We start from the raw sequence: 13,800 nt of genomic DNA, 5'->3' as shown, positions 1-13,800 counted from the left end.
TTCACCTAATTGGTTAACAAGATGATTAATCACTTTGGCCATATGAATCTCCTTTTCAAGCTTTGTCTTTTTTTATTATTATTTATGCTTATTAGCCATTAGTCAGTTACAACATTCAATAACAATTCGATATTCTTATATAATATCAGATAACATTTAGTATATATAGCATTGCGTAAAAATATAATTAAAAATATTAAATATAGTTTTAATAATCATATAGTTAACCAAAACAAAGAAATAACTTAACTTCAATAAAGCGCTTATATTAGCGAATTGAGCGAAATATATGGTATGAAAAAATAATAATGAGTGATGACCAATCGGAACTTTTATTTATACCGATTAGAAATACCGTTAATTTTTGAGAGTTATATTTTTATTAAGTTTGAGTTTGAGTTTGAGTTTGAGTTTATACAGATTAATATCTGGGATAATTAGTTTCCCACTTTTTTTAAAATCTTATTTTTCCACATTGTACTTTTCTTGTAAAAAAATACATTTAAAAAATGCATCAAATATAAACGTTTTACAATTTTGGTATTCATTGCAAAATCTTCTGTATCTGGGTCAGCTAAAAATTCTGTTTCAATATCATTTATATACTGTATATAACCAAAAATCTTCATCGCGATTAGGCATGTAACCGAGCCTTTTGGTTTCACTGTACATTCCTTCCCAAGTGGTAATCCCTTGTGCAACTAATTAACATTGTCTTTTATCATCATACATATGAAAGTCTAACCCTTATCACAATAAATCATGTAAGTGGATAGTTAATCATAACCTCAGCATTAACATAACCACACACAATTACATGGTTGATTTTTGATTATTTACTTTGTCACAAATTATTTACCAACAAACAGTTTTATATTACTTGATAACGCGAACAATAAAACCCTAAGCAAGGCAAACTAAAAGGTGGATAGAAAACACACGTTGACTAATTTGATCACATAAAGTTTGCATCACAACTTCACGTTCATTTTTATTTAACCAACGACGGTAAACCCGCTATTCAGATGGTTTATTAATCACAATTAAATCACTATTTTGATAAACAATTTCTAATACAAATTATCTCAATTTTAAGTAAATCACAAAAACAGTTTTTCTAACTCGGTAGCAATGCTTTGACTATTATTATCTCCAATAACATAATCAGCGTGTGCTTTCACTTCATCATCTGCATTCCCCATTGCAATACCAAGTCCTGCAAGTGATAACATACTAATATCGTTATAGCTATCACCAAAAGCAACGATTTCTCTTAATTCAATTTGTTCATGTTTTGCCCAATGTGCTAAACCATTACCTTTGGTATTGCCTTTTATGGCAACATCAACACGATTTGACCAAGACCATTCACATGAAAATTCATTTTCAGCAGCAGCGGCCTGAGAAAATTGCTTTAACGCTGTTAGATTATGGCTACTCGTCGCAAATTTGAATATAACATTAGCTTCATCAATTACTTTTTCAAAACTGTCTACTTTTTTGATTTCTGGTTGCAAAAATTTTGGTAGTGAAGTGACCCACTCAGAAAAGCTTTCAAGATGATCATCAAGTACCTCATAGGTCATAACTTTATCAGTATAAACTAGCGTATGAATACCATAGGTATTAACCAATTTTAATAACTTCTTAGCTTGCATTTTTGACATCGGTTTAGCTGCAAAAAATTGCTGTTTACCAAAATCATATAAATAAGAACCATTACAACAAATTACCGGTGTTGATAATTTAAGCTGATAATAATAAGGATGCATTATCGTATGATGACGACCAGAAACTAAAATAACTTTAATACCTTTCGTTGTAACTTTCTCAATCATTTTGACGGTTTCTGGCAATATTAAGCGTTCATTGGTTAATAATGTTCCATCCATATCAAAAGCAACAGCTTTATATTTCATATAATTCCTCTTTGTATTCTTTTAAGTTATTTAAAACTCATTTTTAAAATTAACCAAGTTTTAAAATATACCCAGTAATTTAATTAAATCAGACTTAAAATTCAATTTTTTGGCGACCAACAAATGAATGTGAAAGTGTGGTACCATCGACCATTTCAAGCTCACCACCAACCGGAACCCCATGCGCGATGCGAGTTGCAATAACATTAAAATCAGCACACATTTGCGCAATATAATTGGCAGTAGCATCACCTTCCACAGTGGGGTTTGTTGCTAAAATAACTTCATCAATGGATTCTGATTCTAATTTATGTTTAAGGATATTAAGACCGATATCATTTGGTCCAATACCATCTAAGGGTGAAAGATGTCCTAGTAGCACAAAATAGCGACCACTATACTGGCCAGTTTGCTCAATGGCAACTATGTCAGCAGGCGTTTCAACAACACACAATTGTCCACTATTTTGGCGACGAATATTGGCACAAATGGTACAAATTTCTTGTTCAGTAAAAGTTCGACATTGGGTGCAATGACCAATATTGCTCATTGCCTCATGTAATACTTGAGCTAAGTTATTACCACCTGAACGATTACGTTGTAATAAGTGGAAGGCCATTCGTTGCGCTGATTTTGGCCCTACTCCCGGTAAACAGCGAAGCGCTTGGATAAGTGATTCTAATAAAGGACTAATTTGCATGGATTTATTTAGTTATTACTCACAATAAATTATGTTATTAATAATAACGCGTTTTATTAATCTATAAAATACAATTTGCACTATTGTATCAATTTAATCGCGTCTAATTTTGTAAAGAAGTTTCAGGAAAGGCATACGTTTTAGTATAGGTTATGCTTTCTTTCGATTTAAACTTTTAGGTTCTTCACCTTTTAATAGCCGCATAATATTACTACTATGACGAATAATAATTAAGCATGAAAGCATAGTTACTGGTAAAGTAAGCTCTGGTTTAAATAACCAAACATAAAATGGTGCACAAAGAAAGCTGACTATTGCAGCGACTGATGAATACCCCGTGATTAACAAAGCAAGTAACCATGTCAGAATAAAACAACCAGAAAAATCCACCCCAATTGGCATCATCATGCCTAATGCGGTTGCTACACCTTTACCGCCTCGAAAATGAAAAAAGCAAGGAAAGATATGGCCCAAGCAAGCAGCAATACCAATAATACCTAAAAAGAAAGAAGTAATACCCAAACGGTAAGCAATATAAACAGGTATAGCGCCTTTGAGCATATCAAATATTAATACAATTAATGCAGGTAACTTGCCATTAATACGAAAAACATTTGTTGCACCAGGATTATGTGAGCCACATTCAGAAGGATTAGGTAAATGCATGATACGACTAATAATCATTGCACCTGAAAGAGAACCACAAAGGTAGGCGATGATGATCATCATCACAATGTATAATGTCAAAATAACCTCTCTTCATAAAATTAATTTACTTTCGGTTAATAATCATGATTGATATTAGCCTATGCAGTTTAACATAAACAATCAACTTTAGTCATTAATCATATCATTACCAAAGCAAACAAAATTATTGCTCACTCATCTTTTAATTATTTAAATAATCATCGTTATTTTTATTTATGTTTTTCCAATATTGGTTTTAAATATTGACCTGTATATGATTTTTTGGACTTAATCACTTCTTCTGGAGTACCTTCAGCAATAATTTCACCACCACCATCGCCCCCTTCTGGCCCTAAGTCAATAATCCAATCAGCTGTTTTTACAACATCTAAGTTGTGTTCAATTACTACTATGGTATTACCTTTATCCCTGAGTGAGTGTAATTGCGCAAGTAATTGTTTAACATCTGCAAAATGCAAGCCTGTCGTTGGTTCATCTAAAATATATAATGTACTACCGGTATCACGTTTAGATAGCTCTTTGGCCAGTTTAACACGTTGTGCTTCGCCTCCGGATAAGGTGGTTGCAGATTGTCCAATAGTAATATAAGAAAGCCCGACATCAATTAACGTTTGTAATTTTCGCGAAATCATAGGTACTGCATCAAAAAACTCTCGTCCTTCTTCGACGGTCATATTAAGAATTTCGTTAATTGATTTACCTTTATATTTGATTTCGAGTGTTTCACGATTGTATCGAGCACCATGACACTGATCACAAGGCACATAGATATCTGGCAAAAAGTGCATTTCTACCTTGATTAAACCATCGCCTTGGCAAGCTTCACAGCGACCACCTTTCACATTAAAACTAAAACGACCTGGATTATATCCTCTAGCCCTAGACTCTGGCACACCTGCATACAGCTCACGAATAGAAGTGAAAAATCCTGTATAAGTGGCAGGGTTAGAACGTGGTGTTCGCCCTATTGGACTTTGGTCAATAGCAATCACTTTATCAAAGAAATTAAGTCCTTTAATTGCTTTATATGGTGCAATTTCGCTTTTTTCGGCACCATTTAACTCATTTTGAGCTAAAGGATAAAGAGTATCATTGATAAGTGTCGATTTGCCTGATCCTGATACCCCTGTAATACAAGTAAACAAACCGACAGGAATATTTAAAGTAACATTTTTGAGGTTATTTCCTGTTGCACCAATTAACGATAACATGCGCTTTTTATCAATCGGAGTACGAGTTTTTGGAATATCAATACATTGTTCACCTGATAAATATTGCCCCGTTAATGATGTTTTACAATCCATAATCTGCTTAGGTGTGCCTTGTGCAACCACTTCACCACCATGTACACCTGCTCCTGGTCCAATATCGATGACATAATCAGCGGCCATGATCGCTTCCTCATCGTGCTCAACCACAATCACGGTATTACCTAGATCACGTAAATGGGTTAATGTATTGATTAAGCGAGTATTATCGCGCTGATGTAACCCAATTGAAGGTTCATCTAACACATACATCACGCCAACCAGTCCGGCACCGATTTGACTAGCTAATCTAATTCGTTGCGCTTCACCACCAGAAAGTGTTTCAGCAGAGCGAGATAAGGTTAAATAGTTAAGTCCAACATTGATCAAGAATTGTAACCGGTCATTAATTTCTTTTAAGATTTTTTCGGCAATTTGTGCGCGTTGGCCGGTTAAATGTAATTTATCAAAAAAATCTTTTGCTTGTTGAGTACTTAGATCACTGATAGTGGGTAGATTGGTATCATTAATAAACACATGTCGTGCATTAGTACACAACCGCGAACCACCACAAGTTGGGCAAGGCCGATTACTGATATACTTAGCAAGTTCCTCACGCACTGTTTGGGATTCTGTTTCTTTATAACGACGAGCTAGATTATTGATAATTCCCTCAAATGGATGTTGGCGTTTGACAACATCACCACGATCATTGGTGTAAACAAACTGAATTTCATTCGTTCCTGAGCCATTTAATAAAATATCTTTGATCTTTTCAGGTAATTTGGCATAAGGTTGATCAATATCAAACTTATAATGATCAGCTAATGACTTTATCATTTGAAAATAATAAAAATTACGGCGATCCCAACCTTTTATTGCACCCGCAGCCAATGATACTTCTGGCATTAATACTATCCGCTTAGGATCAAAATATTGTTGTACCCCTAAACCATCACATTCAGGACACGCACCAGCCGGATTATTGAATGAGAACAATCTTGGTTCAAGTTCAGAAATGCTATATCCACATATTGGACAAGCAAAATTAGCGGAAAATATCTGCTCTTCGGCATTTGGATCATCTAGATTAGCTACTTTGACAATACCATTGGTAATTGCAAGTGCGGTTTCGATCGACTCTGCTAGCCTTAATTTGAGGTCGTCACGGATACGAAATCGGTCAACCACAACTTCAATAGTATGTTTTTTTTGTAATTCAAGCGTAGGCGGATCGGAAAGATCATAGACATCACCATCAACTCTTACCCGAATATAACCACTGGCGGCAAGCTGTTCAAATAATTTTACAAACTCACCTTTACGTTCAGTAACAACTGGCGCAAGCAGCATATAACGGTTTTCAGTGGGTAATGCCATAATGCTATCGACCATTTGCGATACTGTTTGCGCCGCTAATGGTAAATTGTGATTCGGGCAACGAGGCTCACCAATCCGTGCAAAAAGCAAACGCAGATAATCATAAATCTCTGTTATGGTTCCCACTGTTGAACGAGGATTATGCGATGTCGATTTTTGTTCAATTGAAATCGCTGGTGATAATCCTTCAATATGATCAACATCTGGTTTTTCCATTAGCGATAAAAACTGGCGAGCATAAGCTGATAATGACTCTACATAGCGCCGTTGACCTTCTGCATAGAGTGTATCAAATGCTAGTGAAGACTTCCCTGATCCGGAAAGTCCAGTAATCACTACTAATTTATCCCGAGGAATAATCACATTTATATTTTTTAGATTGTGCGTTCTCGCACCACGAATATCGATATCTTTAATTGACATGATCTCTTCTTAAGTATGTTTTTTAGACAATTTAAATAATAGATTAACTGTATATTATACCAGTATTAATAATTGAAATATACTATTAAATCTTAGAATATGTTTTTTATGCAATTTATACTAAAACATAATGCTTTCCTGAAACTTCTTTACGAAAATAACTGTCACTTTAAGCTAAATTTTATTGCTGATAGTACTATTAAAATATCTATATTGGTAATCTTTGGCAGTTTATATATTGATAAGGATTTTAATAATTTTTATCGCTATTAATTCAAATTAACAACGGTCATTAATAAGTAACCGTTGTTATCAGATTGATTTAATCGAGTAATTTTGGTGTGACATTTAATGGGATAATGGCCCCACGATACTGAATAATAGTACCCGCCACCAAGTGACCTTGAACGGCTGATTGTGATGGAGTTTTGCCACTGAGCCTTGCAGCTAAATAACCTGCACTAAATGAATCACCTGCTGCAGTAGTATCCACTATTTGTTCTTTAGCTATTTTATTAGCAGGAACATCAAAACGCCCTTCTGTTGCTTCAATTATACAGCTATCACTACCACGTTTAATAACAATTTCGCTTACACCATAATTTTTAGTCCGTTCAATAACCTGTTCATAAGGTAATTTACCCCATAACAAGTCCTCATCATCTAACGTTAAAAAAGCAATATCTGTATAGGAAAGAATATCTGCATAAACACTGCGGGCTAAATCTAAACTAGCCCATAAACGCGGACGAAAGTTATTGTCAAAAATAACCTTTCCACCATTTGCCTTAACTTTTTTGAGTACATCAAGCAATTTAAGAATACTGTCCGCATCAAGAATCGCAATACTAATACCACTTAAATAAACATAATCACACTGAGCAATTTGCTTGGAAATATTAGCTGTTTGGGCTGTTTTTAACCAAAATTTTGCTGCTGCATCATTACGCCAATAATAAAAGGAACGTTCACCTTGTTCATCAGTGACAATTGAATAAAGTCCTGGCATTTTGTCTGGCATTTTTTGTACCAAATCCGTTTTGATGTTTTCTTGTTGCCAACTATCGAGCATTTCTTGACTAAACGGATCGGTTCCTAGTCCTGTCACATAATGAATCGAAAAATCTTTATCCTTCAATAAACGTGATAAATAAACTGAAGTATTAAGTGTATCACCACCAAAACTGCGGGTTGTTGAATCAGGTTTGATGGATAGTTCAATCATACATTCGCCAATTACAGCGATTTGGGTCGTCATGTTATTACCTTTTATCCTTGCTTTAATTACAAATAATCCAATGCAATTTTTACCACAACTTTACGTACAGTTGCAATTTTATTATCAATAGCACAAAGAGGCTTATGCACTTCATGGGGAAAAATTACAATAAAATCGTTTGATTGTAATACTAGCATGGTCTCTTCGTTAGGCGTTTCAACAAAAGCAATATCATTGTCCGTTAATTGGTTATCTGATATGTTTGTATGCGGAGGTAAGGTACTAATTGCCATACCCTCTTTACCCGCTAAGACAATTTGCACATCAATATATTTATTATGGTACTCCGGATTTGCTTCGTAAATGTAACGAGTAGTACTATCAGATACCATTAAATAGATTTTGTCGCCTTCAATATCATAACGTCCTACTGGAGTATTATTATTAATGTTATCTTTTATATACTCAATTGCTTGTTTAATTTTAGCTGGTAAATATGGTACTAATTCTAAATGATTAATATTGCCTATAATCATACTACTTAATCCTTGAAATATTAGTTAAAACTATGCATTAAAATTGTAATGTTCCTTACTTAACTAACAAGTATGGAAACCTATTAGATTAGAAAGAGTATATACTTAAGCAATATTTTTTTATAGATCAATTATTAATAAGTGAGTAAATAAAATAATCCAAATATAAACTGTGACCATTTGATTTTAGTCAGTAAGAGAGAACAATGATTATTATTGATTGTAGTTAATTTAAATTTGATGATGATGAAAATCTAGAATTGAATGCTAAAAACCAGAGATTAACAAAATCTATTATTAATATATATATAAAAACAATTAGTTTTGAGTATTTAAACAGCTTACTTCAAAAGTAAATCATAATCACGAAAGTTACAAACTCATATTCAATCACATTTTTAACAGTATATATATAATCTGTTTAAATTTGATGGTTAGTGCCCAGATACTTTTGAAAATATATTAATAATAATCACCCCAAACATAATAAACCCCATCCCAATTAAAGCAGCTAAATCTAACGTTTGCTTTAAAAAAAGCCAAGCAATTATACTAATTAAAACAATGCCAATTCCTGACCAAATTGCATAAGCAATGCCAACAGGGATAGTCTTTAATGCTAATGAAAGGATATAAAATGATGCACTATAACCAATAATGGTAACAATTGAAAAGATAAGATTGGTAAAACCATTGGATAATTTTAATGAAGAAGTTGCAATAACTTCACAAATAATAGCTAAAAAAAGCAATAAATATGAATGCATTTTGATACCTTTAAATATTGAAAAGATTTTAACTTTTATACAACCAAAATGAAAAATGAATAACTCAATGCGACAAATCGAAATAAAGATATTAGATGGTAGGCTATATCAAGATTAATACTGTTGTATATTGATTAAGAATAAAATAATCAAATTTAATAAGTTAAAAAATTAATCAGTTAAACAGCAGGTCTTCTATTTTTGTGCTGTTTTAGTAGGCTTCAATCCCAATTGCATACCAACATACTTTATCTACAATAAGAATTAATAGCATTATAGCACTAAAATACATAAACGGGCTTATTTTATAATGAATAATTCTATATTTTTGCTAGTTCTAATTGAATCAAAATGCGATTCTTAAAAAGAAAATTGCTACAAATTTAAGTATTATTCATTTTCTAGATATAAAAGGTTTGGCTTATATTTAATTACCTATAGTTAATTTGATCCATTTTCCATATCCGTTACCAATTATATTCGTTGTGCTAGATTAGGCGTAACAAAAGATTCCTGTCATATTGTCAACCCACCATGATTTATATTTCATGGCAATATAATAGTACTTAGAACAAACAAGCGGATTATTACATGACGTTATAACTGTTTAACTTGATCTAATTGGATTTGAATGTCTCTCAGTTTAATAGCTGATTTTTGCTTATCATTTGATAATTGTTACTTGTGCAAATATTGAATAAAGAATAAGAAATAATGGAAAGATTGCCAACAGATTATAGTAGTTAAAATCCTGAACAACTATTTAATAATTTGATATAGTAGGAGACTAATATCTTTTTGTTGCAGATAAACTTAGAAAAGTTACTAATAATTATATCTGAAACATAAAAGCATAAATTGACTCTATAAACAAAACCACTCCAAAGAGTGGTTTTGTTTGTTATACATAAAACAACTTTTTATTGTTATTTTGTTGAAACCTTTAGTTTGTAGCCTTGTGCACCAGCTTTATAGTCACTTGGATACATATTATTGTGTTTAGAAGAAGAGCTAGGTTGTTCAACGCCTAACCTAATTAGATCGTTTGAATCTGTGGGTGCACCCTGACTAGTGCTTACTCCTTGTGCTGATGTCAATGCAACATCTACGGCAGCAACAGTCTGATAAGTACCGGTAAGCTTCCATTCATATTTGTAGTTAGAAGATAAATCAGTATCTATATTTAGATCATATTTATCAGTAGTACCACGATTATCTTCAAGCCACACTATGGCTTTAAATACATCTCCATATTTTGGTATTGCAGTACTACTACGAGAATAATCGACTAAAGGGTCAGCTAGGGCGTTACTACGTGTATCATATTTAAAAATACCAATTTTCACATTACTTGATTCAACAGGCCCCTTTGTAATACTACCAAAATCTTGATGACCAGGACCATGAAGATCGTCACCAAGGTCTGTTAGCGCACCATGGTTAGTCTCATCATTTTTATCATATGCAACTTGTTTTGGAGCAGTTGATTCCCAAATATCAGTAACAGCTAGCCATTGATTAACAGCAGGATCTCCATATTGTGTTGTTTCTAAAAGTTGAAAACCGATTTTTGTTACTCCAGCAAAATCGTCTGTTATTTTAAATGATATCCTTCCATCAGCGGTTTCTGCTGTAACTCTCTGTGCGGACCAAGCAGTCTCGCCTGGTTTTTTTACGAAAACTTTTAAGGTCGGTGCTACGGTACCATTGTCGAGATCACCATCTACATCATATAGATCATATTTGATAACAATATAGTCACCAACTTTTAGGTTTCTAGCTTCATTAATAGACGTCCCTGCTGCATCACTACCAATTACCACATTAACAGTATGATCTGTTTTACCGGCTTCCCATCTAAGAACTGGTGCATTACCTTGAATGGCTTTACTAGCTGTAGCGGTTTGTGCAGCAAACACGCTATTTGTAGCATAAACCGCTAAAAATAAACCAAACGCGATTTTTTTAATTGTCAAATATTTCATTTTTAATCTTCCCACTTTTCATTTATTGAATTATCTCCCCTTATATTTTGTATAATTACCGTATTGGGGTTTATCCATTTTTAATTACCAGAAACTAATAATCATAATTGATTAATTAATTTATGACTTAATTGTTAACAACTACTTGCAATTTAAATCCTTGATCACCTGCACACGCTGACTGCGGTAAATTTATTGGATTTAAATCAAACAAAGAAGTTGGAGCTCCGCCTATAGGCGAAATACTTGTACGCGAAGTTGCATAACTATTAGTGTTATTTCTTATTTTATAGTGAGCATTTACCCCCATGGCAACATTAAACCAAGGACCAGAAGGATTTGCATTAGCATCTGGCAATTGAGTTGCATGAGATGGTGGGCATGCAGTTTCATTTGAACCAACAAGTGACCAGATAATAAATGGGTTATTAATTTCTGTAATACCGTCGGAAGCAAAAGCTTTGACATGATAATCATTATCAATTTTCCATTCTTTTGGACCATTAGCATCAAATACAAGTGCGTTCCCTTGTTCACTAGCAACTAAAACATCGCCTTTGTAAATTTTGATCACACTTGCTTGCCCTCCAGTAAAAGCAACTTTTACTTTATTTGATTCACCCAATTGATCTACCGACATAGCAAAATCAACAACACCTTCAACATTTGAAGCCACATCTAATGTATAAGTATCACCTACAACTACTGTGCCTGCCGCCGTTGCAAAATTAGATGGTACTTGTTGACCATTTTTCACTTTTTCAATAGCTTTAATAATAACACAAGGATCTGCTGAAGGGCAGGATGTTACTGCTCCGGATGTACCATCAACTAGCGCAATTTTTGTACCGTTACTTGTCACTTTCCAGTTTTGTTGTACAGTTTTAAACGTTGCCGGTAAACTATTCATCAGTGCTTCATCACTAAATCCATTGATATCGTTATCAGAATCGATAGAACCATTCGCTGTTTTAAGTTGAACAAGACTTGCCAATAATGTCAAACCATGCGAACCATCTGCCGTTTGAGTTGGACTAGTTGTTTTTGTTCCACCGTTATCGATAGCGTATGCTGAGAGTTTACGTAAAGCCAAATCAGGTAAAACCTCAAAAGTAACGGAATTAGAAATCGCTGACCGTCCTTTAGTGTCAACCACTTTGACAGATAGAGTATATTTACCATTGGTATTTAATGGCAGACGTTCCCCATTTTGATCAACATAATTAGGTGCAACAATCATCCAATTATTTGCATCCGCTTGTGGAACAGACCAATTAGATGAAGTACAAATACTGGTCGCGTGACAGAAGAACCCACCACCAGCATCAATTTCTAACATGTCTCCAATCCATTCTACTTTACTTAGCCCTTTAGCATTGTGGACAGCAACATTTACGCCATAAGCATTGCCTTCAATTAATTGAAGACGTTCAAGACCTAAATCAACACTAAGTTTTTTCTCTTTATATTCAAGAACAATATAATTATTACGATCCACTAAATCATAACGACTACCTTTTAAAGTACGCGCGGCTTGAACCATATCAGGATCTAACTGATCTTTTAACGGTGTCCCAATACGGTAGTTCATAGTCAACGAAGCATTTGTCATTTTTTTATTGCTTTGCCCTATTTTATGTTCTGCTTTAATGGTGAAAAGAGGAACAGGCGTATAATCAACACCAACGGTAGCAGCTTTAGGATTTTTCTGTAGATTATCTTTACCAAATAAAGCCACTTTGTCACCAAAATATTGCTCATACTTTAATGAACCACCTAATTGTGGGTATTGTGGCAAATAACCTTGAAAACGAATATCATATCCTTTTGCTGGACGTTCTAAATAATCATCAAAATCTCGTGAATCTTTCCACTTTGATAGTGGATGATAATAGTTAACTGCTAATTTCATATAGTCAGTCCAAGCTTCTGCACCAACACCTAAACGATTGTGTGCACGTTGGAAATCGTGATCCAGGAATACATTATAACCAAGTAACCATTTTTTATCGGCTACATCCCATCGTTGACCAAGACCAAAGTTACCAATCTTACGATTGTGTTCATATTCTTGAAATGACAATTGGCTAAATATCAAGGTATTATCGGAATCATACCAAGGACTAAATAGTTTGAAATTTAGATTATTGAATTCACCTTTATCACTTATATCAAACTGTAATTGGGCTGTTCCAAAAAGTCCTAAAAAGTCTTGAGTAGCATTACGCAAAGGATCAACAAGCTGCGTCTTAACACCATTACGAACGTAATTTTCGGCATAATCTTTCCCTTTATTTTTTAAATGTCCAGCTATGCCACCATTTTTTGAAGATGTTATTTCTTTCCAGTTTACTGATGTTATTGTCTGTAGTGCTGTAGCGATCTGGGTCGCTAACGGATCTTTTTCCTGTTTGATATCATAGCTATCGTCTGAACCCAACTTAGGTAAATTAGCATATTTGTCCGATACATTGGAATCTGCATTTTTCATTGCTGGTAAAAGTGGAGAATTTAAAGGAAGCACAAGACGTTCACCAATCTCAACCTTATCTTTTTTATCATAACGCCCTGCATTCATGTTGCGCAGTTCATCAACAGAAATATGGCTTAAAAGTGCGATTTGATAAAGGCTTCGTTGTTGATTATTAATAATCTCGCGAACTTTGGTACCATCCTTTAATTCAATTATTTTATTACTATCAATATCAATAGCTGCCACTGATGAAGTTATATCAGAGGCATAAGCACATTGATAACTTAATGTAATAATCATAAGCATAGAGATAATGATTAAATTAAGACTTATTCGCATCTTAATTGTTCCTTATATTTCCTTATATTTCCTTATATTTAATTTACAACAATAAATATCAATAATTATGCTTTAGTTAAAAGCAAATAGTTGTTAGTTATGAT

At 33.7% G+C, this 13,800-nt stretch carries 10 protein-coding genes; all 10 read right to left on the bottom strand.

Annotation, left to right across the window (positions count from 1 at the left end; all coding sequences use genetic code 11):
- Window positions 1–437 precede the first annotated feature (437 nt).
- Entirely contained in the window at window positions 438–665 is a 228-nt protein-coding gene (locus Q0K76_RS09960) for a hypothetical protein (protein WP_294615173.1), read from the bottom strand.
- A gap of 435 nt (window positions 666–1,100) precedes the next feature.
- Window positions 1,101–1,919: a pyridoxal phosphatase gene (locus Q0K76_RS09955; protein WP_294615170.1), complete on the bottom strand. Its 819-nt coding sequence runs from the start codon at window positions 1,917–1,919 to the stop codon at window positions 1,101–1,103.
- Window positions 1,920–2,013: 94 nt separating this feature from the next.
- A complete protein-coding gene (gene recR, locus Q0K76_RS09950; RefSeq protein WP_294615167.1) occupies window positions 2,014–2,619 on the bottom strand; it encodes a recombination mediator RecR in 606 nt (201 codons plus the stop codon).
- Window positions 2,620–2,769: 150 nt separating this feature from the next.
- Entirely contained in the window at window positions 2,770–3,366 is a 597-nt protein-coding gene (gene plsY / locus Q0K76_RS09945) for a glycerol-3-phosphate 1-O-acyltransferase PlsY (protein ID WP_294615164.1), read from the bottom strand.
- A gap of 170 nt (window positions 3,367–3,536) precedes the next feature.
- Complete coding sequence (gene uvrA, locus Q0K76_RS09940; protein WP_363322465.1) at window positions 3,537–6,371, bottom strand: excinuclease ABC subunit UvrA; 2,835 nt, start codon at window positions 6,369–6,371, stop codon at window positions 3,537–3,539.
- A 328-nt stretch (window positions 6,372–6,699) separates the two neighbouring features.
- On the bottom strand, window positions 6,700–7,635 hold the full coding sequence (locus tag Q0K76_RS09935) for a sugar kinase (protein ID WP_294615158.1): 936 nt from the start codon (window positions 7,633–7,635) through the stop codon (window positions 6,700–6,702).
- A 26-nt stretch (window positions 7,636–7,661) separates the two neighbouring features.
- On the bottom strand, window positions 7,662–8,132 hold the full coding sequence (locus Q0K76_RS09930; RefSeq protein WP_294615155.1) for a YhcH/YjgK/YiaL family protein: 471 nt from the start codon (window positions 8,130–8,132) through the stop codon (window positions 7,662–7,664).
- Window positions 8,133–8,566: 434 nt separating this feature from the next.
- The gene (locus tag Q0K76_RS09925) at window positions 8,567–8,899 is read right to left on the bottom strand and encodes an SMR family transporter (protein ID WP_294615153.1); all 333 of its coding nucleotides are present in this window, start codon (window positions 8,897–8,899) and stop codon (window positions 8,567–8,569) included.
- Between the two features lie 926 nt (window positions 8,900–9,825).
- Window positions 9,826–10,884: a hypothetical protein gene (locus Q0K76_RS09920; protein ID WP_294615149.1), complete on the bottom strand. Its 1,059-nt coding sequence runs from the start codon at window positions 10,882–10,884 to the stop codon at window positions 9,826–9,828.
- 127 nt (window positions 10,885–11,011) lie between these two features.
- Window positions 11,012–13,696 (bottom strand): inverse autotransporter beta domain-containing protein, encoded by a 2,685-nt coding sequence (locus Q0K76_RS09915; RefSeq protein WP_294615147.1) that lies wholly within the window; start codon window positions 13,694–13,696, stop codon window positions 11,012–11,014.
- Between the last annotated feature and the right edge of the window lie 104 nt (window positions 13,697–13,800).

Source organism: uncultured Gilliamella sp., from assembly GCA_945271295.1.
In the GTDB taxonomy this organism is placed as follows: Bacteria; Pseudomonadota; Gammaproteobacteria; order Enterobacterales; family Orbaceae; genus Gilliamella.
Note: the sequence above shows the minus strand (reverse complement) of the source record. Positions and strands in the feature narration are given on the sequence as shown.